Origin of the sequence: Oceaniglobus indicus (genome assembly GCF_002751875.1) — a bacterium.
In the GTDB taxonomy this organism is placed as follows: Bacteria; Pseudomonadota; Alphaproteobacteria; order Rhodobacterales; family Rhodobacteraceae; genus Oceaniglobus; species Oceaniglobus indicus.
Genome location: NZ_NMZM01000007.1, coordinates 78,455 through 104,612, shown reverse-complemented (window position 1 = coordinate 104,612; position 26,158 = coordinate 78,455). Strand labels below are relative to the sequence as shown.

The 26,158-nt window shown below is 63.6% G+C and carries 21 protein-coding genes; 11 read left to right on the top strand and 10 right to left on the bottom strand.

The genetic code is table 11. From position 1 onward, the window contains the following. The first annotated feature begins 10 nt into the window (after positions 1–10). The 4 genes from CFP68_RS12225 (at position 11) to odhB (ending at position 5,842) form a co-directional block, all read left to right on the top strand. A complete protein-coding gene (locus tag CFP68_RS12225; RefSeq protein WP_099827221.1) occupies positions 11–670 on the top strand; it encodes a hypothetical protein in 660 nt (219 codons plus the stop codon). Next, on the top strand, positions 667–1,170 hold the full coding sequence (locus CFP68_RS12220) for a DUF805 domain-containing protein (protein WP_099827220.1): 504 nt from the start codon (positions 667–669) through the stop codon (positions 1,168–1,170). Before CFP68_RS12225 ends, CFP68_RS12220 begins: the two co-directional genes overlap by 4 nt. Positions 1,171–1,314: 144 nt before the next feature. After that, a complete protein-coding gene (locus CFP68_RS12215; RefSeq protein WP_099827219.1) occupies positions 1,315–4,287 on the top strand; it encodes a 2-oxoglutarate dehydrogenase E1 component in 2,973 nt (990 codons plus the stop codon). Positions 4,288–4,291: 4 nt separating this feature from the next. Then, positions 4,292–5,842 (top strand): 2-oxoglutarate dehydrogenase complex dihydrolipoyllysine-residue succinyltransferase, encoded by a 1,551-nt coding sequence (gene odhB, locus CFP68_RS12210; protein WP_099827218.1) that lies wholly within the window; start codon positions 4,292–4,294, stop codon positions 5,840–5,842. Positions 5,843–6,008: 166 nt separating this feature from the next. On the opposite strand, the gene CFP68_RS12205 is transcribed toward odhB, so the two are convergent. Both CFP68_RS12205 and CFP68_RS12200 read right to left on the bottom strand, forming a co-directional pair. Further along, positions 6,009–6,935, bottom strand: coding sequence for an MYG1 family protein (locus tag CFP68_RS12205; RefSeq protein WP_099827217.1), 927 nt, complete (start codon positions 6,933–6,935; stop codon positions 6,009–6,011). A 100-nt stretch (positions 6,936–7,035) separates the two neighbouring features. After that, complete coding sequence (locus CFP68_RS12200) at positions 7,036–7,347, bottom strand: ETC complex I subunit (protein WP_099827216.1); 312 nt, start codon at positions 7,345–7,347, stop codon at positions 7,036–7,038. 190 nt (positions 7,348–7,537) lie between these two features. Here CFP68_RS12200 and uvrB point away from each other — a divergent pair, with 190 nt between their 5' ends. Together uvrB and CFP68_RS12190 are read left to right on the top strand one after the other, a co-directional pair. After that, positions 7,538–9,709 (top strand): excinuclease ABC subunit UvrB, encoded by a 2,172-nt coding sequence (gene uvrB, locus CFP68_RS12195; RefSeq protein WP_099827215.1) that lies wholly within the window; start codon positions 7,538–7,540, stop codon positions 9,707–9,709. Between the two features lie 68 nt (positions 9,710–9,777). Further along, on the top strand, positions 9,778–10,452 hold the full coding sequence (locus tag CFP68_RS12190; RefSeq protein ID WP_145953447.1) for a hypothetical protein: 675 nt from the start codon (positions 9,778–9,780) through the stop codon (positions 10,450–10,452). A 3-nt stretch (positions 10,453–10,455) separates the two neighbouring features. On the opposite strand, the gene CFP68_RS12185 is transcribed toward CFP68_RS12190, so the two are convergent. The 3 genes from CFP68_RS12185 to CFP68_RS12175 all read right to left on the bottom strand — a co-directional run bounded on the left by CFP68_RS12185 (position 10,456) and on the right by CFP68_RS12175 (position 15,045). Further along, the gene (locus CFP68_RS12185) at positions 10,456–12,747 is read right to left on the bottom strand and encodes a glycosyl hydrolase family 28-related protein (protein WP_099827213.1); all 2,292 of its coding nucleotides are present in this window, start codon (positions 12,745–12,747) and stop codon (positions 10,456–10,458) included. A gap of 188 nt (positions 12,748–12,935) precedes the next feature. Further along, positions 12,936–13,358, bottom strand: a complete 423-nt coding sequence (locus CFP68_RS12180; protein WP_241524065.1) for a DUF4864 domain-containing protein — start codon at positions 13,356–13,358, stop codon at positions 12,936–12,938. Positions 13,359–13,461: 103 nt separating this feature from the next. Next, on the bottom strand, positions 13,462–15,045 hold the full coding sequence (locus CFP68_RS12175; RefSeq protein WP_099827212.1) for a lysine--tRNA ligase: 1,584 nt from the start codon (positions 15,043–15,045) through the stop codon (positions 13,462–13,464). 158 nt (positions 15,046–15,203) lie between these two features. Between CFP68_RS12175 and CFP68_RS12170 the strand changes: the two genes are divergently transcribed. After that, entirely contained in the window at positions 15,204–15,575 is a 372-nt protein-coding gene (locus CFP68_RS12170; protein ID WP_241524076.1) for a tellurite resistance TerB family protein, read from the top strand. Positions 15,576–15,606: 31 nt separating this feature from the next. Here CFP68_RS12170 and dacB read toward each other — a convergent pair whose 3' ends face one another. The 3 genes from dacB to mgrA all read right to left on the bottom strand — a co-directional run bounded on the left by dacB (position 15,607) and on the right by mgrA (position 18,833). Next, complete coding sequence (dacB, locus tag CFP68_RS12165) at positions 15,607–17,067, bottom strand: D-alanyl-D-alanine carboxypeptidase/D-alanyl-D-alanine endopeptidase (RefSeq protein WP_099827210.1); 1,461 nt, start codon at positions 17,065–17,067, stop codon at positions 15,607–15,609. An 88-nt stretch (positions 17,068–17,155) separates the two neighbouring features. After that, positions 17,156–17,767, bottom strand: a complete 612-nt coding sequence (locus CFP68_RS12160) for a nicotinate-nucleotide adenylyltransferase (RefSeq protein ID WP_241524064.1) — start codon at positions 17,765–17,767, stop codon at positions 17,156–17,158. Between the two features lie 34 nt (positions 17,768–17,801). Next, on the bottom strand, positions 17,802–18,833 hold the full coding sequence (mgrA, locus tag CFP68_RS12155) for an L-glyceraldehyde 3-phosphate reductase (protein ID WP_099827208.1): 1,032 nt from the start codon (positions 18,831–18,833) through the stop codon (positions 17,802–17,804). 136 nt (positions 18,834–18,969) lie between these two features. Here mgrA and ggt point away from each other — a divergent pair, with 136 nt between their 5' ends. Next, positions 18,970–20,766, top strand: coding sequence for a gamma-glutamyltransferase (ggt, locus tag CFP68_RS12150; RefSeq protein ID WP_099827207.1), 1,797 nt, complete (start codon positions 18,970–18,972; stop codon positions 20,764–20,766). 644 nt (positions 20,767–21,410) lie between these two features. Here the strand turns inward: ggt and CFP68_RS12140 are convergent. Next, positions 21,411–22,961: an alanine/glycine:cation symporter family protein gene (locus tag CFP68_RS12140; RefSeq protein WP_193825225.1), complete on the bottom strand. Its 1,551-nt coding sequence runs from the start codon at positions 22,959–22,961 to the stop codon at positions 21,411–21,413. Positions 22,962–22,972: 11 nt separating this feature from the next. After that, complete coding sequence (locus tag CFP68_RS12135) at positions 22,973–23,413, bottom strand: universal stress protein (RefSeq protein ID WP_099827204.1); 441 nt, start codon at positions 23,411–23,413, stop codon at positions 22,973–22,975. Positions 23,414–23,569: 156 nt separating this feature from the next. On the opposite strand from CFP68_RS12135, the gene rimK reads away from it, so the two are divergent. From rimK to CFP68_RS12120, 3 genes are all read left to right on the top strand, one after another. Then, a complete protein-coding gene (gene rimK / locus CFP68_RS12130; protein ID WP_099827203.1) occupies positions 23,570–24,475 on the top strand; it encodes a 30S ribosomal protein S6--L-glutamate ligase in 906 nt (301 codons plus the stop codon). Continuing rightward, positions 24,472–25,506, top strand: coding sequence for a succinylglutamate desuccinylase/aspartoacylase family protein (locus CFP68_RS12125; protein ID WP_099827202.1), 1,035 nt, complete (start codon positions 24,472–24,474; stop codon positions 25,504–25,506). The genes rimK and CFP68_RS12125 overlap by 4 nt, the downstream gene beginning before the upstream one ends. Before the next feature lie 184 nt (positions 25,507–25,690). Further along, positions 25,691–26,113 carry a response regulator gene (locus tag CFP68_RS12120; protein ID WP_099827201.1) on the top strand — a complete coding sequence of 141 codons (423 nt, stop codon included), beginning with the start codon at positions 25,691–25,693 and terminating at the stop codon, positions 26,111–26,113. Positions 26,114–26,158: the final 45 nt, after the last annotated feature.

The following is a 26,158-nucleotide window of genomic DNA, read 5'->3' as shown; positions in this document are numbered from 1 at the left end:
GGACCTGGCAATGGGCGCGCGTCACGGTGCAATTCTGGCGGTGGTCGCCGCCCTGGCGGGCGCCGGAGCAGCAGCCGGCCCTGCCGACCGTGTTCTGCGCGCCTGTGCCGCCGGTCCGGGCGGTGATCCCGCCGCCACCCTGATGGCCGAAGGCTGGCAGCAGCCGGACGCGTCGGACCTGCCGGCGGTCCACGCGCGCATCGGTTTGCTTGCCGATGCTACCGAGGCGTCGACGGTGCGCTTCCCGCTCGACGTGCTGCGCACCGACGAAGGCCAGCGCGAGGTGCGGGGGCGCAAGCGGCTGGACCGCGACGGCGCCGGGGCACGCCATGTCTTCCTGACACCGGGCGACGGCACCACCGTGGTGCAGATCACGACGCACAGCGCGCCGCGCCCGACGCTCTATTGCATGATCTCGACGGTCGGAAACCGCGAGGCCGCCGAAATCGGCCGCCGTCTGATCGCGCTGACCGACCGTGACAAGGTGCAGGGCTTTGGCGGCATCATCAGCGCGCAAAGCGCCCGCACGCCACCCGACGTTCCGACCAAGGACGTTTCCGCGACACCCCTGCCCGATGTCTGGCAACTTCTGACGATCGATCTGGACATGAACGGCGATCTGGCCGATGCGGACATGTTCATCGAAGGCTTCTGGTGGGACAGGCCATGACGTTCACTCAGGCGATACGCACCTGCATGCGCAAGTATGTCACCTTCTCGGGCCGTGCCTCGCGACCGGAATACTGGAAGTTCATCCTGTTCGTGATCATCGGCACGATCCTGTTCGGCGTGGTCGATGCGATCCTGTTCGGCACCACCATGGTCGAAACCTCGCCCGGCCACGCGGCCCTGCAGGCCGATGGCCCCCTTGCCGGGCTGTTCGCGCTTGTCACGTTCCTGCCCGCCCTTGCGGCGGGATGGCGGCGGATGCACGACACCGGCCGCACGGGGTTTTACCTGTTCTATCCGCTGATCGTGATGGTCGGCATCACCGGCGCGCTGGCGTTCTTTGGCGGGCTCGACGCGGTGCAGGACGGCGCGGCGGACATCGTTGCCAGCGCGATCCTGATCCCGGCGATGATCGTGCTTGCCGTCTCGCCGCTGCTGGTGCTGTGGTGGCTTGCCCGCCCGAGCGAGCCGCGCCCCAACCAGTGGGGGCCACAACCATGATGCCGGCCATGTTCGACACGTCGATATTGGCGGCCACGCACGGGATGCCTATGTCCTTCACGAATCCCAGGGGCGTCTTGCCGTTGCCCTCAGATCCCGGCCCGAAAAGCTCCGGCCTTCATTTCCGTCCCACGAGGTGATCCCATGACCGATCAGTCCCCGAACGATGCCTTCCACGCCTCCAGCTTCATGCAGGGGCACAACGCCGAATACCTGGAACAGCTTTACGCCCGCTATGCCAACGACCCGTCGGCGGTGGACGAAAGCTGGCGCGCGTTCTTCAAGGCTCTGGGCGACAGCCCCGAGGACGCCAAGGCCGAGGCATCGGGCCCAAGCTGGGCGCGCACCGACTGGCCGCCACAGCCGGACGACGATCTGACCGCGGCCCTGGACGGGCAATGGCCCACCGCCCCCGCCGCCATGGCGAAGGACGCGAAAGCCGCCGGGCAGAAGATCGCCGCCAAGGCCGAGGAAAAAGGCGTTTCGGTTTCCGATACGCAGATCCGCAAGGCGGTGCTGGATTCGATCCGCGCGCTGATGTTGATCCGCGCCTATCGCATCCGGGGCCATCTGGCCGCCGACCTGGATCCCTTGGGGATGCGCGATTCCGGCGACCACCCGGAACTGGACCCCGCATCCTATGGCTTTGACGCCGCCGACATGGATCGCCCGATCTTCATCGACAATGTGCTGGGGCTTGAGGTCGCGACCCTGGCCGAGATCCTGGCGATCGTGCGGCGCACCTATTGCGGCACCTTCGCGCTGCAATACATGCATATCTCCGACCCGACCCAGGCCGCCTGGCTGAAGGAACGGATCGAGGGATACGACAAGGAAATCCGTTTTACCCGCGAGGGACGCAAGGCGATCCTGAACAGCCTGGTCGAGGCGGAAGGCTTCGAAAAGTTCCTTCATGTCAAATACATGGGCACCAAGCGGTTCGGTCTGGACGGCGGCGAGGCGCTGATCCCCGCGATGGAGCAGATCATCAAGCGGGGCGGCAACCTGGGCGTCAAGGAGATCACCATCGGGATGCCGCACCGCGGGCGCCTGTCGGTGCTGGCCAACGTGATGCAAAAGCCCTATCGCGCGATCTTCAACGAGTTCCAGGGCGGATCCTTCAAGCCCGAGGATGTCGACGGATCGGGCGACGTCAAATACCACCTGGGCGCATCGTCGGACCGTGAATTCGACGGCAATTCGGTGCACCTGTCGCTGACCGCCAACCCCAGCCATCTCGAGGCGGTGAACCCCGTGGTCCTGGGCAAGGCGCGCGCCAAGCAGGACCAGCTGGGCAACGAGGACCGCACCAAGGTTCTGCCGATCCTGCTGCATGGCGATGCGGCCTTCGCGGGCCAGGGCGTCGTCGCCGAATGTTTCGCGCTGTCGGGTCTGCGCGGCCATCGCACGGGCGGCACCATGCATATCGTGGTGAACAACCAGATCGGGTTCACCACCGCGCCCAGCTTCTCGCGCTCGTCCCCCTATCCCACCGACAACGCGCTGGTGGTCGAGGCGCCGATCTTCCACGTCAACGGCGACGATCCCGAAGCCGTGGTCCACGCCGCCAAGGTGGCAACCGAGTTCCGCCAGAAGTTTCACAAGGACGTGGTGATCGACATCTTCTGCTATCGCCGGTTCGGTCACAACGAGGGGGATGAACCGATGTTCACCAACCCCCAGATGTACAACAAGATCAAGAAACAGAAGACGACGCTGACGCTCTATACCGATCGCCTGATCGCCGACGGCCTGATCCCCGAAGGCGAGATCGAGGATGCCAAGGCCAAGTTCCAGAGCTTCCTGAACGACGAGTTCGAGGCCGGCAAGGAATACCGCCCCAACAAGGCCGACTGGCTGGACGGGCGCTGGTCGCACCTGGACAAGCAGGGGCAGAAATACCAGCGCGGCAAGACGGCGATCAAGAAATCGACCTTCGACGAGATCGGCAAGGCGCTGACCACGGTGCCCGAGGGGTTTGCCACCCACAAGACAATCGACCGTCTGCTCGAGGCCAAGAAGAAGATGTTCGAGACCGGCGTCGGGTTCGACTGGGCGACGGCCGAGGCCCTGGCGTTCGGCGGGCTGCTGACCGAAGGCTATCCCGTCCGCCTTGCCGGACAGGACAGCGCGCGCGGCACGTTCTCGCAACGCCATTCGGCCATCGTCAACCAGGAGAGCGAAGACCGCTATTATCCGCTGAACCACATCCGCGAAGGCCAGGCGCATTACGAGGTCATCGATTCGATGCTGTCGGAATACGCGGTGCTGGGCTTCGAATACGGCTATTCGCTGGCCGAACCCAACGCCCTGACCCTGTGGGAAGCACAGTTCGGCGATTTTGCCAACGGCGCGCAGATCATGTTCGACCAGTTCATCTCGTCGGGCGAATCCAAATGGCTGCGGATGTCTGGCCTGGTCTGCCTGCTGCCCCACGGGTATGAGGGACAGGGCCCGGAACATTCCAGCGCGCGTCTCGAACGGTTCCTGCAGATGTGCGGTCAGGACAACTGGATCGTCGCCAATTGCACGACGCCGGCCAACTATTTCCACATCCTGCGCCGCCAGCTGCACCGCAGCTATCGCAAGCCGCTGATCCTGATGACGCCGAAATCGCTGCTGCGTCACAAGATGGCGGTGAACAAGGCCGAGGATTTCCAGACCGGATCGTCGTTCCACCGCGTGCTGTGGGACGATGCGCAATACGGCAATTCCGACATGACACTGCAACCCGACGACAAGATCCGGCGCGTCGTGCTGTGTTCGGGCAAGGTGTATTACGACCTGCTGGAAAAACGCGACGCCGAGGGGCTGGACGACATCTATCTGCTGCGCATCGAACAGTTCTATCCGTTCCCGGCGCTCAGCCTCGTGAAGGAGCTGGAGCGCTTCAAGCAGGCCGAGATGATCTGGTGCCAGGAAGAACCCAAGAACCAGGGCGCCTGGAACTTCATCGAACCGAACATCGAATGGGTTCTGTCGCGGATCGGCGCCAAGACCACACGCCCCGTCTATGTCGGGCGCAGCGCCGCGGCGTCGCCGGCCACCGGCCTCGCGTCGCAACACAAGGCACAACAATCCGCGCTGGTCGATACCGCGCTTGGACTGGAAGGATAAGATCATGGCAACCGAAGTTCGCGTGCCCACGCTGGGCGAATCCGTCACCGAGGCCACCGTCGCCACATGGTTCAAGAAGGCCGGCGATACCGTCGCGGCCGATGAAATGCTGTGCGAGCTGGAAACCGACAAGGTGACGGTGGAAGTGCCCTCGCCCGCCGCCGGTGTCCTGTCCGAGATCGTCGCCGCCGAAGGCGAGACGGTGGGCGTCGACGCCCTTTTGGCCAATATCGCCGAGGAAGGTTCGGCCGGCCCGGAAGAAACCAAGCCGAAGGCCAGCGCCGAGAAGGCCGAGACAACGGAAGCCGCCCCCGAAGAGAAATCCGGAGGCGGTCAGTCGGTCGACATCATGGTGCCGACCCTGGGCGAATCCGTGACCGAGGCGACGGTGTCCACCTGGTTCAAGAAGGAAGGCGACGCCGTCGAGGCCGACGAGATGCTGTGCGAGCTGGAGACCGACAAGGTCAGCGTCGAGGTTCCGGCCCCCGCCGCCGGCGTGATGGGCAAGATTCTGGCGAAAGAGGGCGACACCGTCGAGGCCGGCGGCAAGCTGGGTACGATGTCGCGCGGCGGTTCGGGCGCGGCCTATTCCGCCGACGAAGGCACCCCCGACACGACCGAGGAACCGGGTGGTCTCGAGGGAACGGGCGCAACCGGCGAAGATGCGCCTTCGGCCAAGAAGATGATGGCCGACGAAGGCATCTCGCGCGATGCCGTCACCGGCACCGGCAAGGACGGCCGGATCATGAAGGAAGACGTTCAAAAGGCCATCGCGGCAGGGTCGGCCCCGCCTGCTGCGCAGAGCGCGCCCGCCCAGCCTGCCCAGAAACGTGCCCCCTCGCCCGCATCGGACGCCGACCGCGAGGAACGGGTCAAGATGACACGCCTGCGCCAGACCATCGCCAAGCGGCTGAAGGACAGCCAGAACACCGCCGCGATGCTGACCACCTATAACGAGGCGGACATGACCGAGGTCATGGCGTTGCGCAACGAATACAAGGATCTGTTCCTGAAGAAGCACGGCGTGAAACTGGGCTTCATGTCGTTCTTCACCAAGGCCTGCGTTCATGCCCTGAAAGAGGTGCCCGAGGTCAACGCCGAGATCGACGGCACCGATGTGGTCTACAAGAACTTCGTGCACATGGGGATCGCGGCGGGCACGCCCACCGGCCTTGTCGTGCCGGTGATCCGCGACGCCGACGCCATGTCGTTCGCAACCATCGAGAAGAGCATCGCCGAAATGGGCGCCAAGGCCCGCGACGGCAAGCTGTCCATGGCCGAGATGCAGGGCGGCACCTTCACGATCTCGAACGGCGGTGTCTATGGCTCGCTCATGTCGTCGCCGATCCTGAACCCGCCGCAGTCGGGCATCCTTGGGATGCACAAGATCCAGGACCGCCCGATGGCCATCGATGGCCAGGTCGTGATCCGGCCGATGATGTATCTGGCCCTGAGCTATGACCACCGCATTGTCGACGGCAAGGGCGCTGTGACCTTCCTGGTCCGGGTGAAAGAGGCGTTGGAAGATCCGCGCCGGTTGCTGATGGATCTGTAAAACCGCCCCCGGCGGGCGGAACATCATGTCACGGCGGCGCATTCGGCCGCCGCCGTGACAGACGAAACGCGCGTCGCGTTGCACGGACGATGGTGCGGCACTTGGGAAACAGGTGTTGTCGGAAGCATCGCGGCGCGCGTCCACGCCCGCCCCACCGGCGCGTTGATCAGGCCGGCGCGCCTGCCTCCTGAACGGCCCGGTTCGCCATCTCGAGGACGGCGTCGCGCGTGGCGGCCACGGCGATGAAGCGCGCGTTGTGGCAGAACTTCGCGCCCGCCACACCGGACGCCTTTTCCAGCTCGGCGTCGGTCAACCCGGCCCATGTTTCGGGCAGGTCCGCGCGGGCCGCGAAGCTGTCGCCACTCTTGCGGATCGTGGTCAGGGCCCAGTCGTCGCCGCGCGGATGGACCACGAACAACAGGTGATCCGCACCCGCCTTTTCGATCGCCGAACGGAACGGCATCCCCATCGGCAATTCAAGCACGTGCGAAGTGCCCGCGGCCTCGATCGCCTGCAGCACCATGTGTTCCGCGCGCAGCTTGGCGGCCCGGCCCCTGATCGCGGCCTCGACAAAGGCCCGCGCCACCGGCAGCGCGTCCAGGAAGGCGCGGTCATCTGCCGTCTCGTCGCGTTCGTCGAACACGGGCTTCAGCGTTTCCAGAAGCACCGGCAGCGTCATGCCCGCCAGAACGCCCGCGACCGAAGGCTCAAGCGCGCCGTTGTCGAGCATATCGACAGGCAGGACGAACCCCTGGTCGAACCCGCGATGAACATTCTCGATATCCGCCTCGGGCACGGCCAGCGCCCGCAGGTAATCGCGCCCGAAATGCCGCCAGATCAGCCCGAACGAGCTGTAGGGTTGACCATCCTCGCGCAGCGGGTTCGGGCGTTGATGATGATCGAAGATCAGCGCTTCGGGATCGTAATTCCGGCCCACGTCATAGACGATCCGGCTGGCGGCGGGGGTGATCCAGCTTTCGTCGCGCGACCGGACCACCACCGCATCGGGAAACAGGCGCGTCAGAACGACCGACGACAGCACCTCGTCCGCATGGAAACCGCCGGAATGGGTAACGAGGTGGGTGATGGTCATCGAGGTTCCGCTCAGGCTGGGGAAGATCGGAGGTGGCCCGGGGCGTCTGTCGCGGCCTGCCGGCGCGGGGTCAGGGCGCGCTGTAACCCCGCCGACCGCGTCAGTGTGTCCAAGACCCGCGTCTGTCCGTCGCGAAATTCTCGCTATAGCCACCGGGGCGGATATTGGCGCGGCGGGTCCGAGGCGTTGTCACCACGGCCATGATCCCGTTTTCCTGCGCGTATTCCAACGCCTGTTCCTTGGTCTCGAAGCGCAGTCTGACCTGCGCCTGGGTATCATCGGAACTGGTCCAGCCCATCAGCGGATCGACCTCGCGCGGACTGTTGGCCACGAACTCGAGGATCCAGTCACGGGTGTTGGCGGTGCCGGACGACATCGCGGTCTTGGCGGGGCGATAGATACGGGCGGTCATTGAGGGTCTCCACACATTTCGCATCTCTTATCCCGAACAATCACACCGGGGGCAAGCACACAGATGCCGCGGCCGCCATCCCCCTTGCCGCATCCGGGCGGATCGCGCACAACGCAGGGTTTCTGCGCCTGCCCGCTTGATCTGACCCCGCGAAACCACACATCTGGACCATGCCAGAAGGACGCATGCCATGACCCTGCCCGCCGACGTCACCGATGCCCCGCCCCGCCCCGTCAAGCTTGAGGGCGGTGTGCGGTTTCGCATGGACACCGAATTTCAGCCCGCCGGGGACCAGCCCACCGCGATCCGCGAGTTGTCGGCCGGTATCCTGACGGGTGAACGCGATCAGGTTCTGCTGGGCGCGACGGGCACCGGCAAGACCTATACGATGGCGAAGATCATCGAGGAAACCCAGCGCCCGGCGATCATCCTGGCCCCGAACAAGACGCTGGCTGCGCAATTGTATGGCGAATTCAAGGGCTTCTTTCCCGACAACGCCGTTGAGTATTTCGTAAGCTTCTATGACTACTATCAACCCGAAGCCTACGTCGCGCGGTCCGACACCTATATCGAGAAGGAATCACAGATCAACGATCAGATCGACCGGATGCGCCACTCGGCCACCCGGGCGCTGCTGGAGCGCGACGATGTGATCATCGTGGCGTCGGTATCGTGTATCTACGGCATCGGGTCGGTCGAAACCTATGGCGCGATGACACAGGACCTGCTGGTCGGTGAGGAATACGACCAGCGCAAGGTGATGGCCGATCTGGTGGCCCAGCAATACAAGCGCAACGATCAGGCGTTCGCGCGCGGAAGCTTCCGTGTGCGCGGCGATTCGCTCGAGATTTTTCCCGCCCACCTGGATGACCGGGCATGGCGGCTGTCATTCTTCGGCAACGAATTGGAATCGATCACCGAGTTCGACGCGCTGACCGGTGCAAAGACCGACACGTTCGAACGGATCCGCGTCTATGCCAATTCCCACTACGTCACCCCCAAGCCGACCATCAAACAGGCCATCGGCGAGATCAAGAAAGAGTTGCGCCAGCGACTGGATCAACTGGTCAATGACGGCAAACTGCTGGAAGCGCAGCGGCTTGAGCAGCGCACGAACTTTGACCTCGAGATGCTGGAAGCCACGGGCGTGTGCAACGGGATCGAGAACTATTCCCGCTATCTTACCGGGCGTGCGCCCGGCGAACCGCCCCCCACCCTGTTCGAGTTCATTCCCGACAATGCCATTGTTTTCGCTGATGAATCGCACGTCTCGGTGCCCCAGATTGGCGGCATGTACAAGGGTGACTATCGGCGCAAGTTCACGCTGGCCGAACACGGCTTCCGCCTGCCGTCCTGCATGGACAACCGGCCACTGAAGTTCGAGGAATGGGACGCCATGCGGCCCCAGTCCGTGTTCGTCTCGGCAACGCCCGCCGCCTGGGAAATGGAACAGACCGGCGGCGTTTTCACCGAACAGGTGATCCGCCCCACCGGCCTGCTGGAGCCGGTTGTCGAAATCCGCCCGGTCGACATGCAGGTCGACGACCTGCTGGACGAGATCCGCAAGGTAACGCAGGACGGCTTTCGCACGCTGGTCACCACCCTGACCAAGCGGATGGCCGAGGATCTGACCGAATACCTGCACGAGCAGGGAATCAAGGTGCGCTACATGCACTCGGACATCGACACCCTGGAACGGATCGAGATCCTGCGCGATTTGCGTCTTGGCGCCTTCGATGTGCTGATCGGCATCAACCTGCTGCGCGAGGGGCTGGATATTCCCGAATGCGGGCTGGTCGCCATTCTGGATGCGGACAAGGAAGGGTTCCTGCGCTCGGAAACCTCGCTCGTGCAAACCATCGGCCGTGCGGCGCGCAACGCCGAAGGCCGCGTCATCATGTATGCCGACCGGATTACCGGATCGATGGAACGCGCCCTGAGCGAAACCGAACGCCGCCGCGAAAAGCAGATCGCCTATAACAAGGAACACAACATCACACCGACGACCGTCAAGAAGAACGTCGAGGATGTTCTTGCCGGTCTCTACCAGGGTGATGTCGACATGAACCGTGTGACCGCCAAGATCGACAGCAAGATGTCGGGCTCGAACCTTCAGGCGGTGATGGATGGCATCCGCACCGATATGCGCAAGGCGGCCGAGAACCTCGAGTTCGAGGAAGCGGCGCGCCTGCGTGACGAGTTGAAGCGGCTCGAAGCGGTCGATCTGGCGGTGTCCGACGACCCGTTGGCGCGCCAATCCGCAGTCGAGGCCGCCTCCGATGCGGCGACCAAGTCGCGCGGCCGTTCGACCGCCGGGCGGCCGGGACAACGGGGCGGCAACGTGCGACGCAAGAAACGCTAGGGCCGCGAGGCCGCACGGCCATCCCCGTCGTTAAGACGGCGTTAACCAGGCGGGCGCAGGGTGGGCGAATGTCACGCGTCCTCAGCCTTGTTGCGATGTTCGTCATTGGCCTGCCCGCCGGCGCAGACGCCGGGGCTTGGCCCCGTGCGGCCGGAACGGGGTTCTTTTCGGTGACCCAGGAACTGGTCGAACGCGACGATGACACGATCACCGCCTATACCTCGTTTCATGCGGAATATGGCCTGAGCGAGCGGCTGACATTCGGGGTCAAGGGCGGTGGAACCGATACCGGGCGCACCTACGAGGTGCTCGCGTTCGCGCGCTATCCCGTTGGCCTTGCCTGGGGCGACAACCTGTTCGCGCTTGAACTGGGCGCCGGTGTCCGCTCCAAACCCGGCGGCGGGCGTGAAACCCTGATCCAGCCGGGTTTCGCATGGGGGCGCAGCTTTGACACGAGATGGGGGCCGGGATGGATCGGGGTTGAAACCACCTTCGGGCACGGAATGACGACCAAGGACCTCTGGGGAAAATCCGACCTGACGATCGGTCTCTCGCCCGACACCAAGTCCCATCTGATCCTGCAGGTGCAGATGTATGACAACGGCGTCGACACCATCGTCAGCCTCGCGCCCAGCTATGTCCGCCGCATGAAAGGTGATCTGAAGGTCGAACTGGGCCTCGTTCATCCGCTGGTCGGAAATAAAAGCACCGGCCTGAAGGCCGGCACCTGGCTTGAATGGTGACGATCAGAACGGCTTGTCGCAGCGCGCCGTCAATTGTACCCGGCCGCGCGATGGCACCGACCACCCCAGCCGCACCCGATTCTGCGCCGGGCCGTCGCGCACCGTCACCGATGGCATGTCATGAACCCGCGCCGCACCGCTGGTCAGGATCTCGCCATCGGGAACAACTGCGGAAACCGTGCGCGCATAGCCCGAAAACGGCAGGTATCCCCCCACGCTCAGCACCCATGTCGATGCATTGTCGGCCTGGTTGAACTCCAACGTTACCGGGTTGATCGTGATTTGCGACACGCCGTTGAACGTGTTTCCCGCAAAGACGATCTGACGCGCGAGGCCGGCATCAAGCTCGGCAAAGGTATCATCCACACGGTCGATCCGGGCAATCTGACCGTTCAGCGACTTGAACGTGTTGCCGGTGACATTCAGACCCTGCATGAAATGCCCCGGCCCGTAAGGCTTGACCACCAGCCAGCTGAAGAACGGCGCGACATCGTTGCAGGTGAAGATGTTGCCGGTCAGCGAAAGCCCCCCGAACGAGAATTCGTTGTTGAACCCGGGCTGCGGATCATGCTCGTTCGTCCATTCGATGAACGAGTTGTCCAGATAATTCCCCGTGATCACCGTTTTCACGTTGGTTTCGGTCAGAACCACGCCAGCGGTGCGCGGCCCGTTGGTGACATTGTCGCCCTGAAACCAGTGATTGCCGACCATGAGATGTCCGTTTCCGAACAGGACCATCGTCGTGCCAAGGCGCTGAAACCGGCTGTCGCGGATCTTGGCGTCGTTGGCGTTGACGTTGAACCCGATCGACTGGCGTTGGGTCGCGGGCAGCGCCTGTTCCGCCGAGATGAAATGGCAGCGGTCGATCTGGAGATCCTGACACCCCCGCCCGATCGAGGTGATGCCCCGATGCTTGGGCTTGGTGAGGAAGCAATCCTTGACGTGAAACGTTTCCCCTTCCGGCGCCATCATGATGCCGCTGGCCTCGCCATCCAGCTGAAACTCGATATCGGTCAGTGTGAATTTGCTCAGCCGATCGAAGCCGCTGAAATCCAGCACGTATCTGAACCGCCGGAAGGTATAGCTCTGATTGCCCGCCGGCCCGAACAGCGGCTGGCTCAACTCGACCGTGCCGGCGCCGACGTTCTTGGAGCGGACGTAAACCTCGCGCCCCACGCCGTTGCCGGTGACCAGGGATCCCACCTCGATGTTGGCGACGTTGGCCACATTGGTCAAACGCTTGGAATCATTGACGCGGTATTGCGCGTTCGACGTCACTGCGGGGGTGTTCCAGCCATTCCCGGACACGACGTTGAACTGCCCGTTGCGGATCACACGCCGGATCTCATAGCTGTTCAGGTTATCCACCGCGGCGGCCATGTCGATGGGCGCATCCACCTCGATACGCAGCCCGCCCATGTCCAGACTCTCGTGATCCGTGTTGTTCAACAGCGCCTGGAAGGCCTTGCGGAACGCCATCACCTCATCGCCGAAGGCATCGACATAGGCCGGCAGGTTGTAATTCTTGCGCAAGATCAGGCGCCGGCTGGTCGGCATCGAAATCGTGCCGGTGAACCGAACGCGGTTGGCAAAGGTCATGTCACCGTTCAGCCGATAATTGCCGGCGGAAACCAGCACCGAACGCCCATCCGCGGCAGCATCCGCCGCCTGGAAAGCCGCCGTATCATCGGTGGTTCCGTCACCGATGGCGCCGAAATCGCGGACATCGACCCAGTTGATCAGGTTGCGCAGAAACGCGCCGGTGATGTCTTCGATCACCAGATCATCGATACGCACCACGCCGCCGCTCGGCCCGGTCAGATCCAGACCGAAATGGCCGAACAGCGGCCCCCGCCCCCAGACCATGTCGACCCCGGTGCGATTGCCCACTCCGACGATCGCGCTGACCTCGGCCACCTCGCCATAGCTCTGCAACTGCACCGATGGTCCGCTTTCGACCAAGCCGCCCACGTGATTGTTTCCGGCGCCCACGGCATATCCCGCGATCCGCACCGCGGGCAGATTGCCCGAGACGGCCTTTACCCTGGCCGTAATCCGCAGATAGCAGCCGGGCAAAAGCGGCGTCTCGCCGGTATATCGCAGCTTTTGGACACTCTGGGTCTTTATCAATTCCAGAGATCCGCCAAAATCCTGATCGGCCGGCACGAATGCCGCGTTCGGTGCATTCTCATAGGTCGCCGAACCCGGTCGCCCGTCCTCGCTCGACCAGACGGCCAATCCCTGGCTGAACGATGGCGGCATCAGAACCAGACCGTCGGTGATCGCTTTGTTCATCGGATTTCCTTTCAAACGCCCCGAAAGAGCCGATCACGCCGTTCCACGGACATGAAAAAACCCCGGACCTTTCGGCCAACCGGGGTTCTCGTCATGTTCGCGGTCGTGATCTTCGGAGAGTGGAATACCCGGCTGTCGTTAAGACGGTGCTAGGGCGGCGAACGCTTCGGGCTCAGGCGCGCAACACCTCAGGCGCCGACTTGCTCCGCCTTCAAAAGCTGCACACCGTTGATGCGCCATGTGCCATCGGTGTCCGGCTGCATCTGGTAATCCAGCGTGTGATAGGCACCGCCGCCATCCCGCACCAGGATCTTTTGCCACAGATCGCCGTCGATCCGGCGCAGTTCCAGGAATTCAACTTTCGCCGCCCGATGCACCATCGGATAGCCGCTGCGCACCATGGCGCCGAACCGCTCGGGCGTGCCGAAGATGTGCCGGATCATCGGTGACGCGAATTCGAACGCCACCTCGAAATCATCGGCCGAGAAGGCATCGATCTGTCGCTCGATCGCCGCCTCGATGGCAGGATCGGCCACCATATCCGAGGTTTGCGCGTTCAAAGGCAGGCTGGTCAGCACCAGTGCCGCGATCCATCCTGAAAGTCTGTTCATGTCGTCCTCCCTGCTGGTCTGGCAGGAAAGATACGGTTCACCGCGCGAATTGGTTTCAGATTTCATGCGTGGATCGCGTTTCAAGCGATCCACGCACCGGATCTCAATCCGTCGCCAACGCCCCCGTCAGGGCGCGTTCGATCAGCGCCAGGCTTTCGTCCACGCCGTAAAGCGCGATGAATCCGCCAAACCGCGGCCCCTGCGACGCGCCCAGAAGCACCTCGTAAAGCGCGCGGAACCAGTCACGCAGCGGCTCGAACCCATGGTCCTTTCCGATGGCGAAAACCATGCTCTGCAAGGCTTCGGCATCCAGACCGCCGTCCCAGGATTTCAAACGGGTCGCCAGATCCTCCAACGCGGCGCGCTCTTGCGCATCGGGCAGGCGATACACCTTCTCGGGCTTCACGAAGTCGTGGTAATAGCGCACGGCATATCCGGCTGCGGCATCCATCCCCGGGTGGGTATCCGGTCCCGCATCTGGGGCATAGCGCTGGATGAAGCCCCACAAAGTCTCCTTGTCCTCGGCGCCCGACACGGACGCCAGGTTCAGCAGCATCGCAAACGGCACCACCATGTCGGAGTCCGGAACGTCGTATCCGTGGATGTGGAAGACAGGGTTGGCAAAGCGCGCGGCCGCGTCCTGATCGGCATAGGCCCGCAGCTGCTGATGGTATTCGTCCACCGCCTTGGGGATCACGTCGAAATGCATCCGCTTGGCCGTCTTGGGCTTTTGATACATGAAATACCCAAGGCTTTCAGTGCTCGCATAGGTCAGCCATTCGTCAATCGTCAGACCATTGCCCGAGGATTTCGAAATCTTCTGGCCCTTGTCGTCCAGGAACAGTTCATACGTGAAATGGTTCGGCTTCCGCCCCCCCAGGATTTCACAGATCCGGTCATAGATCGGCGTGTTCGTGCTGTGGTCCTTGCCATACATCTCGAAATCGACGTCCAGCGCGGCCCAACGGGCGCCGAAATCGGGCTTCCACTGCAATTTCACATTGCCGCCCGTCACCGGCAGGGTCCATTCGCGCCCGTCCTCGTCGTCAAAGGTCACTTCGCCTTTCGCGCCGTCCACGTGTTTCATCGGCACATATTGAACCCGCCCGGTTTCGGGATGGATCGGAAGGAAACACGAATAGGTCTGCCGCCGCTCGTCGCGCAGCGACTTCAACATCACCGCCATGATGTCGTCGTATCGGGCCGCCGCGCGCAACAGCACCTCGTCGAAATGCCCCCCCCTGTAAAATTCCGTGGCCGAAATGAATTCGTATTCGAAGCCGAAGGTATCCAGAAACCTCTGCAACATCGCGTTGTTATGGGCCCCGAAGCTTTCGAACTGGTTAAACGGATCGGGAACCGAGGTCAGCGGCTTTTGCAGATGTTCGCGCAAGCCTTCGGGGTCGGGGACGTTGCCGGGCACCTTGCGCATGCCGTCCAGGTCATCGGAAAAACAGATCAGGCGTGTCGGGATGTCCGAAATCACCTCGAACGCGCGACGGATCATCGTGGTGCGCTGAACTTCGCCGAAGGTGCCGATATGCGGCAACCCCGAGGGCCCATATCCCGTCTCGAACAGGACATACCCCTTCTCCGGCGGCGCTTTTTCAAAGCGTTTCAACAGCGCGCGCGCCTCCTCGAACGGCCAGGCCTTGGATTTCATCGCAATTTCGCGCAGTTCCGACATTGTCTCACCTCTTCGCGGCCCTTGCCGCACTGAACGCTGAACCCCTATTGCCCTGCCCGCCCCGCGTCAATAATCTGCGCCCTCATCCCCGGTCAGGAGCAGCTTCCGTGTCAGACATTTCCCATTCGCTCACGCCTCAGGATTGTCTGGTGGCCGTGATGATCGCGATTTCGCTGTCGGACGAAAAGATCCAGACGGCCGAGCTTCTGACGATCGAGCGGATCGTCAATCACCTGCCGGTTTTCGCCGCCTTTGATCAGGACCGGATCACCCAGATCGCCGAAATCGTCTTCGATCTGTTTTCGGAAGAAGACGGCCTTGATGCGCTGTTCGGGCTGGTGCGCGACAACCTGCCTGAAAAGCTGTATGAGACGGCCTATGCCATGGCCTGCGACGTGGCGGCCGCCGACGGCCACATCAAGGAAACCGAACTGCGCCTGCTGGAAGAAATCCGTCACGAGCTGAACATCGACCGGCTGCATGCGGGTGCGATCGAACGCGCGGCGCGGGCGCGGCACCTGACGACATGAACCGCCCGCATCGCCATCCGCGTATCTGCCTTCAGCCGTAAAGCTTGCTCCAGCGGCTCAGCAGCTGCCACTGCAGGTGGCGCGCGCGCCGCACCCAGGCCACGCCGCCCGGCGGGCTGTCCATCTCGGCCTCGCTCAGCGCATCGCGGCGCGGTATGTCGGCGCAATAGATCGCAAACGCCATGTCGCGCCCGGACGGCGCCGTGACGAAACCGACCAGCGCGGCGACGAAGTTCAACGTCCCCGTCTTTGCCTGGATCTTCGTGTCGGGCAGATCGTCCAGGTCATAGGTCTTGAGCAACGGGCGCAACCCGCTGTCCGGCCCCAAGCTCACCAGCGCCTTGACCATGTCGGCGGCATGGATCCGCGAGGTATCGCCCAACCCCGAGTGATCCACGAACTGCGGCGATCTCAGGGCGGCGCGTTCGATCAGCCAGTCGTCCATGCGGCCCGCACTGGCCACCAGGTCGCGCACCGTGCCACCGCGTTTCGCCGAGGCGGCCATGCCCACGGCTTCGGCGGTCAGGTTGGTGGAATACTTCAGCATGTCGCGCAGCACCTCGGGCAAGGCCGCGCTGTCGCGCGTGACCAGCGTCGTGCCGGTGTCGCCATCAGCGCGCCCGACCGCGCCGCCCAACTGGATGCCATGGGCGCGCGCCAAGGTGCGGAACACCTCGCCCGCATAGACGGCGGGGCGCCGCACCGGCAACCAGCGCGCACCGCCCGATCCCAGCGCACCCTTCGCGACGGTCCAGGCATCGGTGCCGTCCCGGTCGGCGTAGGTATAGATCGGCACGCTGCGATCCACGACCGCCATGCGCGCCATGGTGACATCCGGCTGATAGCGCGCGCTGCGCGCATCCATCGACACGGTGTATTCCCCGCCCGCGCGGCGCCATTCGAAATGCACCCGGTTGTAGTTCAGGTTCAGCCCCCCCACAGCAGGGTTATAGCCGACGTGATCGGGCTGTTCGGGGTCGATCTCGCGGATGTTGGGCAATGCGCCGTCCCAGACCCGGAACCGGCCTGCCACCTCGCGCACGCCGATCTTCTTCAGATCCGCCGCCATGTCGGCCAAGGCGTCGGTGTCCAGTGTCGGATCGCCGCCCCCTGCCAGAATCAGGTCACCGTCGATGCGTCCGTTGGCGATCGGTCCGGTGGCGATCAGGCGGGTCTGGAACCGATGTTCGGGGCCCAGCGCCTCCAGCGCGTAAAGCGCGGTCAGCGCCTTGGTCGTGCTGGCGGGCGGTTGCGTCAGAAGCGGCTGGCGCGCTTCCAGGATGTCGCCCTGCGCAAGATCCGCGATGGCAAAGCTGACCTTGCCGCCCAGCCGCGCGTCCTGAATCAGGGCCTCGGCATCCGGGATCGCCTGCTTGAAGAAATCCGGCGCGCGCGGCGCCGGACGGATCGAGGTTTCGGGCGCCTCGCCCCAGGCCCTCAGCGCCGGAGTGGCCAGAAGCCCCCCGAGCAACAATCGTCGCGTCAGATGCAAACCATCATCCCCCGGATACGGTTTTCGAAAACAAGACCCTGGCAGGGGTCAATCCCTGTCTAACCGTGCGGTATCGTCACCCGCAAGCCTAACCCTGCCATTGCCCGGTGGCGCGGATGGCGCTTGACGACATCGTGTTCATCGGAATGTTCAGGAACGCCCAGGCCGGCGGCGGGGTGTTGGCCAGCCGCAAGGACATGCGCCCGCCCAGCCGGAACGGCGCATAGCGGTCGGCCGCGACCGACGTGCGCGCCGAAATCCGCTGTCCCGGACGGGCCAGAACGCCCACCGGCACATGTTCCATGATCCAGCGCCAGCGGTCCCAGTGGTGGAACCCGGCCAGCGAATCGGCCCCCATCAGCCAGACGAACCGCACGTCGGGATAGACGCGGAACAGTGCATCCAGCGTGGCGGCCGTATAGCGGGTGCCGAGATCGGCCTCGATCCCGGTGATCGACACGCGCGGATGCTGCATGACGCGACGGGCCGTCTCGATCCGCTGGTCCATCGGCGCGGGGCCGCGCGCTTTCAGCGGATTGCCCGGACTGACCAGCCACCAGACCCGATCCAGCCGGAACCGTTTCATCGCCTCAAGCGTGATGTGCACATGCCCCTGGTGGGCGGGATCAAAGGATCCGCCCAACAGTCCGACACGTTGTCCGCGGCCCGCCACCGGCCAACCGGGGCGTCGAACCGTCACGGGCGCATCCACGACCCGGTCGATCGCACGCCGATCACACCTCTTCGCTGGATTTGGCCCAGAGGTTGATGTCCTCCTCGCTCGACACCGCGTCGATGCGGGCCAGTTCATCGTCGGTGAAGTCGAGATTGCCCACAGCCCCGGCGCAATCCACCACCTGCGACGGTTTGCTGGCGCCGATCAGCGCGGTGGTGATCCCCTCGCCGCGCAGAACCCATGCGATGGCCATCTGTGCCAGGGTCTGGCCACGCTCTTCGGCGATGGCGTTCAGCTTGCGGATGCTTTCGATGGCGTCCTCGGTGATCATCCCCTGGCGCAGCGATTTGCCCTGTGCCGCGCGGCTGTCGTCGGGGATGCCGCCCAGGTATTTCTTGGTCAGCATGCCCTGCGCCAGCGGCGTGAAGGCAATCGACCCGATCCCCAGATCCTTCAGCGTGTCCTTCAGCCCGTCGCGTTCGACCCAGCGGTTCAGCATGTTATAGCTCGGCTGATGGATCACGCAGGGTGTTCCCAGATCCTTCAGGATCGCGGCGGCCTGTTTCGTGCGCTCGGAATTGTAGGACGAGATCCCGACATACAGCGCCTTGCCTGCCCGCACGATGGAATCCAGCGCGCCCATGGTTTCCTCAAGCGGGGTGTCGGGATCGAAGCGGTGGGAATAGAAGATATCGACGTGATCGACGCCCAGCCGCTTCAACGACGCATCGCAGGATTGCATGACGTATTTTCGCGACCCCCATTCACCGTAGGGACCATCCCACATCCGGTATCCCGCCTTGGACGAGATTACCAGTTGTTCGCGGTAGCCCGCGAAATCGGTGCGCAGGATCTCTCCGAATGCTTCTTCCGCCGAACCGGGGGGCGGGCCATAGTTGTTGGCCAGGTCGAAATGCGTGATCCCGTGGTCGAACGCGGTGCGGCAGATCTCGCGCTTGGTCTGATGTGGCGTGTCATGGCCGAAGTTGTGCCACAGGCCCAGCGAAACCGCCGGCAGCTTCAGACCCGTCCGGCCGCAACGGCGGTATTTCATGCGATCATAGCGGGCGGGGTCGGGGGAATACGTCATGTCTCGGTCTCCTTTGGCTGACGCCATGTCATGCAAGGGATCGCCGGAATGTCAATCGAAGGCGACAAAGCTTGCCATGTGGCGCGGGTGCCGTAAGCTTTGCTCAGCCACCGGTTGAACCGAAAGGAACCCTGCCATGTCCCGCCTTCTTTATGCCGTGCTGCTGTCCGCCACCGCCCTGCCCGCCACGGCCCAACAGACCACAGATGCGGTGGATCCCGAGATCGCCGTCGAAACCACGACCGCTGACGCCTTTGCAACCCTGTCGGACGCCGCCCGCGCCGCAATGGACGCGAAAGAGGCCGGCACCCCGGTCGAGGCGCAGAACTGGATGATCGCCGCCGCCAACCCCCATGCGGTCGAAGCGGGTGCCAAGGTGCTGCGCGCGGGCGGATCGGCCGCCGATGCCATGGTTGCCGTGCAAGTGATGCTGGGCCTGGTCGAGCCGCAATCCTCCGGCCTCGGCGGTGGCGCGTTCCTTGTCTATTATGACGCCGCATCCGGTGAGCTGACCACGCTGGACGGGCGGGAAACCGCGCCGCTGGCGGCCCGCCCGACGCTGTTCCAGACCGACGATGGCGAAACGATGGGCTTTTTCGATGCCGTCGTCGGCGGCCGGTCGGTCGGCACGCCCGGCACGCCGAAGCTGCTGGAAACCGCGCACCGGATGTGGGGCGAAGCGAACTGGGCGACGCTGTTTGATGATGCGATCGCCATGGCGGAAGACGGATTCCCGGTCTCGCCCCGCCTGGCCGGTCTGATCGCGGAAGACATGGAATACCTCAGCCGTTCCGCCGAAACCGCCGCCTATTTCCTGCCCGACGGCAACCCCTTGCAGGCCGGTGCCACGCTGAAGAACCCGCAATACGCGGCAACCTTGCGGGCGCTGGCGATGGACGGGGCCGATGCGTTCTACAACGGTCCCATCGCGGGCGACATCGTGGCCACCGTGCGGGGGGCCGAGGGCAACCCCGGTGTCCTCGCCCCCATCGACCTGGCCCTTTACGACGTGGTCGAACGCCCCGCCGTCTGCGCCACCTACCGCGCCCACGAAATCTGCGGCATGGGGCCGCCCAGTTCCGGCGCGCTGACCGTGGGTCAGATCCTTGGTGCGCTGGAAGGCTATAATCTGGCCGCGCTCGGCGCCGAGAACCCGGAATCCTGGCGGCTGATCGGCGACGCCTCGCGCCTCGCCTTTGCCGACAGGGGCCGCTACATGGCCGATTCCGATTTCGTGCCGGTGCCGGTCAAGGGTCTGGTGGCGCCCGATTACCTGAAGGCGCGCGGCGAACTGCTGAACGGCGACAAGGCCCTCGAGATGGTCGAGCCGGGCAACCCCGCGTTTGACCATGCGCTGCTCTGGGGCGACGACGACGCCATCGAGTTTCCGTCGACCTCGCACATCTCCATTGTCGATGCCGACGGCAACGCGCTGTCGATGACCACGACGATCGAGAACGGTTTCGGCTCGCGGCTGATGACAAACGGCTTCCTGCTGAACAACGAGTTGACGGATTTTTCCTTCTCGACCCACGACGAAGGCCGCCCCATCGCCAACCGGGTCGAGCCGGGCAAGCGGCCCCGCTCGTCCATGGCGCCGACCATCGTGATGCAGGACGGCAAGCCGACGATGGTAGTGGGCAGCCCCGGCGGCTCGCGCATCATCGGTTATGTGGCGCAGACCATCATCGCCACGTTGGACTGGGACATGGACGTGCAGCAGGCCGTCGCCATGCCGCACCTCGTCAACCGCTTCGGCACCTATGATGTGGAGGAAGGCACCAGCGCCGAAGACCTGACCCAACCCCTGACCGACATGGGATTCGAGGTCGGCGCCCGCGACCTGACCTCGGGCCTGCACGTCATCGCGGTGGGCGAGACCCTGCAAGGCGCCGCCGACCCCCGCCGCGAGGGCATCGCGCTGGGAGAGTGAGAATGCACATTCAGCTACTTACTTTCTGAAAATCGACACTTTACTGGGAAATAACTTTGCGCAATATGCCTGTCAGGCAGAAGAAGGGTTAGCAATTTGAGGCACACTACAGCGTATCTTTTCTCCAGCATTTTGCTTCTGGCAGGCTGTGTAGAGCCAGAACAGGAAACTACAAGAGGACCAAGCGGACAAATCGTTTCAATTGCAAAGTGTTCTCAATCTTCGACGGGATGTTTTCAAAAGGCTTCGGAGACTTGCAACGGCTCCTATCAGGTTCTTGAAAGCTACAGCAAATCTGGCGGTCTGATTGCCGATGCATTACCTGGACCGATCACTTGGTACTACATGACCTACCAATGCGGAAAATCCGATGGACAATTACCCGCCTTTCCTTTCCGGGGACAAGACTATGTTGCGCTCCCTACGCCCCCGCAAAAATCAAATACAACCTGCACTCGCTTTGGGAACACCGTGAACTGTAGCACCTATTAAACAGCCACCAGAGCGGCTTTGGATATTCTCGCAAACTGTTTCGAAAGAACTAGGAACTAAGTCACCCTACACTGAACAGCAAAAAACGCCCGCCGGATCGCTCCGGCGGGCGTTTGGCTTGACCGAGGGTCCGGCCTGGCCGGCGCGCGACCTCAGTTCCTGAACTTCCTGATCTCGCCCGACCGCAAGCGCGAGACATACTGGTTCAACTCGCCGCGCACGATCGGCATCAACAAGTAAAGCGCGATGATGTTCACGATGGCCATGGAAAACAGCATCGCGTCCGAGAAGTCGATCACCGGGCCAAGCGAGGCCGCGGCGCCGATGACGATGAACAGGCAGAAGATGACCTTGAAGATCAGCTCGGTCACCTGCCCCTCGCCGAACAGGTAGGTCCAGGCCTTCAGCCCGTAATAGCTCCACGAGATCATGGTGGAGAAGGCGAACAGCACCACCGCGATCATCAGCATCACCGGAAACCACGAGAACGCCTTGGCATAGGCCGCGGATGTCAGCGCCACGCCGGACACACCGCCGTCGGTCATGATCCGGCCGGCTTCCGCGTTCCAGATATACAGCCCGGTTTCGGGATCCTGATTCAGCACACCGGTGATGACGATGACCAGCGCGGTCATGGTGCAGATCACCACGGTGTCGATGAACGGCTCGAGAAGGGCCACGTAACCTTCGGTCACCGGTTCCTTGGTGCGCACCGCCGAATGGGCGATGGCGGCTGATCCAATTCCCGCCTCGTTGGAAAACGCGGCACGCCGGAAGCCCTGGATCAGCGCGCCGGTAAACCCGCCGACGACCCCCAGGCCGGTGAACGCGCCCATGAAGATCTGGCCGAACGCCCATGCGATCTGATCCCATTCGATGATCAGGATCAAGACCGACACCGCGACATAGAAGACGCCCATGAACGGCACGATCTTTTCGGTGACCCGCGCGATGGACTTCAGGCCGCCGGCGATCACCGCAAAGGTCACGATGGCAAGGACAAGGCCGGTGATCCAGCCCGGAAAGTCGCCGAACACGCCCGCGATCTGTGCGTGGGCCTGGTTTGACTGGAACATGTTGCCGCCGCCCAGCGCGCCGAGGATCGTGAAGATGCAGAACAGCACCGCCATGACCTTGCCCAGCGGCAGGCCGCGTTCCTCGAACCCCTTGACGATGTAATACATCGGGCCGCCCGACACCGTGCCGTCGGGGTATTCATTGCGGTATTTCACACCCAGGGTGCATTCGGTGAACTTGGTCGCCATGCCGAACAGGCCCGCGACGATCATCCAGAACGTCGCCCCCGGCCCGCCGATGCCGACGGCCACCGCGACCCCGGCGATGTTGCCAAGGCCGACGGTGCCCGAAAGCGCGGTGGCAAGCGCCTGGAAATGGCTGACCTCGCCGGCGTCGTCGGGATCCGAATAATCCCCTTTCACCAGCTTGATGGCGTGGCCGAAGCCCTTGATCTGGATGAACCCGAAATAGACCGTGAACACCAGCGCGCCGACCACCAGCCAGAGCGCGATCCACGAAAAGGTCGTGCCGGGAAGCGGGGCAAAGATGAAGGACACGTACCAGCCGGTGTAATCCGCGAAAATCCTGTTGATGCGTTCGTCCAGCCCAATCGCGGCGGCGGCGTCCTGGGCGCGCAGAACGCCGGGAATCAATGTGGCCATGACGGCCAGTGACAATAATTTCATGGAATAGCTCCTTATGGAACGATGGTGACGGGCACCGACGATGCGGCGATCAGGCGGCCGGACACGCCGCCGAAGATCCGCTCGACCAGGCCCCGATTGCCGAGCCGGCCGATGATGATCTGGCTTGCGCCCTCGTCGACGGCGATCCGGTCCAGAATGTCGGCCGCATCGCCATGGCGCACGCGCCCCTGCACGTTCAGACCCGCGTCGCGCATCTGTTTCAGCGCCGGATCCAGCACCCTTTCGCGGGCCTGCGCGATTTCTTCCTCGCGCCGCTTGTGGCGCACCTCGTTCTCTTCAGCCGTCTGGAAACTGAACGGCGACCATTCGATGACGTAACAGGCGATGATCTCGACGTCGCCAATGATCCTTGCCTGTCGCGTGACCACGTCCAGAACCCTCTTCGAGGCCTCCGATCCGTCCAGTCCCACGACAATCTTCGTGCCGGACATATTGTCGCTCCCTCTTGTAATTTGACGTGGCGGAAACGGTAACGACACATCAACTTTCGCGATACCCCTGATCACGACGCTTGATGATGCAGCAGCGGCTTGCCGATGCGGCCTCCAACCAATAGGTTGGCCCCCTACAACAAGGCAGGAACCGCCATGAAAATCGCGATGCTGGCGCAGAACGCCAATCTCTATTCCCACCAGCGCATGAAGGAGGTCGCCGAGGCGCGCGGCCACACCTTCGACATCGTCAAGACGCTGGCCTGCTACATGAACATCGCGTCGCGGGCGCCGCGAATCTATTACAACGGCGCCGAACTGCCCCGGTATGACGCGGTGATTCCACGGATCGGCGCATCGGTCACGTTCTATGGTCTTGCCGTGCTGCGCCAGTTCGAGATGCAGGGCGTTTATCCGCTGAACGAATCCGTGGCCATCGGCCGGTCGCGCGACAAGCTGCGCGCGATGCAGTTGATGGCGCGCGACGGGATCGGCCTGCCGGTGACCACCTTCGCCCACGACTCGCGCCAGACCGAGGAAGTGCTGAAACTGGCCGGGGGTGCCCCGACGGTGATCAAGCTCCTGGAAGGCACCCAGGGCATCGGCGTGGTGCTGGCCGACACCGACCGGTCGGCCAAATCGGTGATCGAAGCGTTTCGCGGCGCCAACGTGAACATCATGGTGCAGGAATTCATCAAGGAAGCAGGCGGATCCGACATCCGCGCCCTTGTCGTCGGCGGCAAGGTGATCGCCGCGATGAAACGCCAGGGCGGCGAAGGCGAATTCCGCTCGAACCTGCACCGCGGCGGATCGGCGAAAAGCATCAAGATTTCGCCCGAGGAACGCGCAACGGCGATCCGCGCGGCCAAATCCATGGGTCTGAACGTCTGCGGTGTCGACATGCTGCGTTCGAACCACGGGCCGGTGGTGATGGAAGTGAACTCGTCCCCCGGTCTGGAAGGGGTCGAAAAGGCGACGGGCATCGACGTGGCGGGCAAGATCATCGACTTCATCGAAAAGAACGCCCGCGACGGCAAGACACGGACCATGGGCAAGGGATGACGCGCGACGCCTTTGTCATCGGCGGCGCCCGCGTCGCTCCCGGCACGCGCATGCGCGTCGATCTGCCGGTGTCGGTTCTGTCCGACCACACCCCCGTCACCATGTCGGTCGAGGTGATCCACGGACGCCGCCCCGGTCCGGTGTTGTTCGTGTCGGCCGCCGTTCACGGCGACGAGGTGATCGGCGTTGAAATCGCCCGCCGCCTGTTGCGCGCGCCGCAACTGGACACGCTGCGCGGCACGCTGATGGTGGTGCCCATCGTCAATGCGTTCGGATTTCTGAACCACTCGCGCTACATGCCCGACCGGCGCGATCTGAACCGCGTCTTTCCCGGCTCGCCCAGCGGATCGCTGGCGGCGCGGCTTGCGGATCTGCTGATGACCGAGATCGTCGCGCGCTCGGACTTCGGGATCGACCTGCATTCCGCCGCCCTGCACCGCACCAACATGCCCCAGATCCGTGTTTCGGCATCGAACGACGAAACGCTGGAACGGGCCGAAGCCTTTGGCGCCCCCGTGATCGTGCGCGCCAAGCTGCGCGACGGCAGCCTGCGCGCCGCCGCGCGGGCCGAAGGTTGCGACATCCTGCTTTTCGAGGCGGGCGAGGCGTTGCGATTCGACGAAATGTCGGCGCGCGTGGGTGTGTCGGGCATCCTGCGGGTGATGCACCGGATGCAAATGATCGGCGCCAAGGGCCTGCCGAAGCGCCGGGCGGCGCCGATCCAGGCGTCGACCTCGGCCTGGGTCCGCTCGCCCGCCGGCGGGTTGCTGCGCAGCTTCAAGGAAGTGGGCGAAGGGGTCGAGGACGGCACGCTTCTGGCCGCCGTGACCGACCCGTTCGGCGAGGTCGAGGTGGAAATCATCGCCACCGCCCCGGGCATCGTTCTGGGGCGCGCCTTGATGCCGGTGGTCAACGAAGGCGACGCGATCTATCACATCGCCGCCACCCCGGTCGATCCGCAGATCCGCATGGAACGCCTGGCCGCCGATCTCGAGGCCGACCCGATGTTCGACGAGGATGAAATCCTCTAGCGCGCGCCCGGGCCGCCACTCCCGTATTCCCCGGCCCCGTCAGCCGTGCTATTTTGGTCACGGTTTCGCGAGTCGCGGCAAATGCCGCCGATCATTGGAACCGGACGGGCGGCACGGCGATTGGGGCAGCGAATGGAAACGCGCCAAACGGGGGGTGTGCGCCGCAATCGAATACGGAAATTAAATGACACAACGTATACTCATAGTCGAAGATGAAATCCTCGTGGCGATGGATCTTGAAGATACCCTTCGGGACGTCGGCCACGACATGGTGGGCATTGCACCGGACACGCGCACCGCGATGCGTTTGGCCGAACAATGCCCCGACGTCGCCTTCGTCGATATCAACCTGCGCGACGGACGCACCGGCATGGAAATCGGCCGCCGACTGGCGGTCGAGTTTGGCGTGCGCGTGATCTTCACCTCGGCGAACACCGACCTTCTGGGCCGCGGGATCGATGGCACCATCGGCTATCTGCCCAAGCCCTACAGCGCGCGCCAGGTTCTGGATGCGCTGGAGTATCTCGATGCGCGTTCCGCCGCCAACGACGATATCCCGCCGCCGCCCTGCCTGAACCTGTTCCACCGCGCCGGCCCATCGCACTGACACCTGATTGCACACGGCCGCCACAGGGCCTAAACCGGGGCAAAC

Coding starts and splice junctions, on each gene's coding strand:
- CFP68_RS12225 (WP_099827221.1), top strand. CDS start 11: ATGGGCGCGCGTCACGGTGCAATTCTGGCGGTGGTCGCCGCCCTGGCG.
- CFP68_RS12220 (WP_099827220.1), top strand. CDS start 667: ATGACGTTCACTCAGGCGATACGCACCTGCATGCGCAAGTATGTCACC.
- CFP68_RS12215 (WP_099827219.1), top strand. CDS start 1,315: ATGACCGATCAGTCCCCGAACGATGCCTTCCACGCCTCCAGCTTCATG.
- odhB (WP_099827218.1), top strand. CDS start 4,292: ATGGCAACCGAAGTTCGCGTGCCCACGCTGGGCGAATCCGTCACCGAG.
- CFP68_RS12205 (WP_099827217.1), bottom strand. CDS start 6,935: ATGACCATCACCCACCTCGTTACCCATTCCGGCGGTTTCCATGCGGAC.
- CFP68_RS12200 (WP_099827216.1), bottom strand. CDS start 7,347: ATGACCGCCCGTATCTATCGCCCCGCCAAGACCGCGATGTCGTCCGGC.
- uvrB (WP_099827215.1), top strand. CDS start 7,538: ATGACCCTGCCCGCCGACGTCACCGATGCCCCGCCCCGCCCCGTCAAG.
- CFP68_RS12190 (WP_145953447.1), top strand. CDS start 9,778: ATGTCACGCGTCCTCAGCCTTGTTGCGATGTTCGTCATTGGCCTGCCC.
- CFP68_RS12185 (WP_099827213.1), bottom strand. CDS start 12,747: ATGAACAAAGCGATCACCGACGGTCTGGTTCTGATGCCGCCATCGTTC.
- CFP68_RS12180 (WP_241524065.1), bottom strand. CDS start 13,358: ATGAACAGACTTTCAGGATGGATCGCGGCACTGGTGCTGACCAGCCTG.
- CFP68_RS12175 (WP_099827212.1), bottom strand. CDS start 15,045: ATGTCGGAACTGCGCGAAATTGCGATGAAATCCAAGGCCTGGCCGTTC.
- CFP68_RS12170 (WP_241524076.1), top strand. CDS start 15,204: ATGATCGCGATTTCGCTGTCGGACGAAAAGATCCAGACGGCCGAGCTT.
- mgrA (WP_099827208.1), bottom strand. CDS start 18,833: ATGACGTATTCCCCCGACCCCGCCCGCTATGATCGCATGAAATACCGC.
- ggt (WP_099827207.1), top strand. CDS start 18,970: ATGTCCCGCCTTCTTTATGCCGTGCTGCTGTCCGCCACCGCCCTGCCC.
- CFP68_RS12140 (WP_193825225.1), bottom strand. CDS start 22,961: ATGAAATTATTGTCACTGGCCGTCATGGCCACATTGATTCCCGGCGTT.
- CFP68_RS12135 (WP_099827204.1), bottom strand. CDS start 23,413: ATGTCCGGCACGAAGATTGTCGTGGGACTGGACGGATCGGAGGCCTCG.
- rimK (WP_099827203.1), top strand. CDS start 23,570: ATGAAAATCGCGATGCTGGCGCAGAACGCCAATCTCTATTCCCACCAG.
- CFP68_RS12125 (WP_099827202.1), top strand. CDS start 24,472: ATGACGCGCGACGCCTTTGTCATCGGCGGCGCCCGCGTCGCTCCCGGC.
- CFP68_RS12120 (WP_099827201.1), top strand. CDS start 25,691: ATGACACAACGTATACTCATAGTCGAAGATGAAATCCTCGTGGCGATG.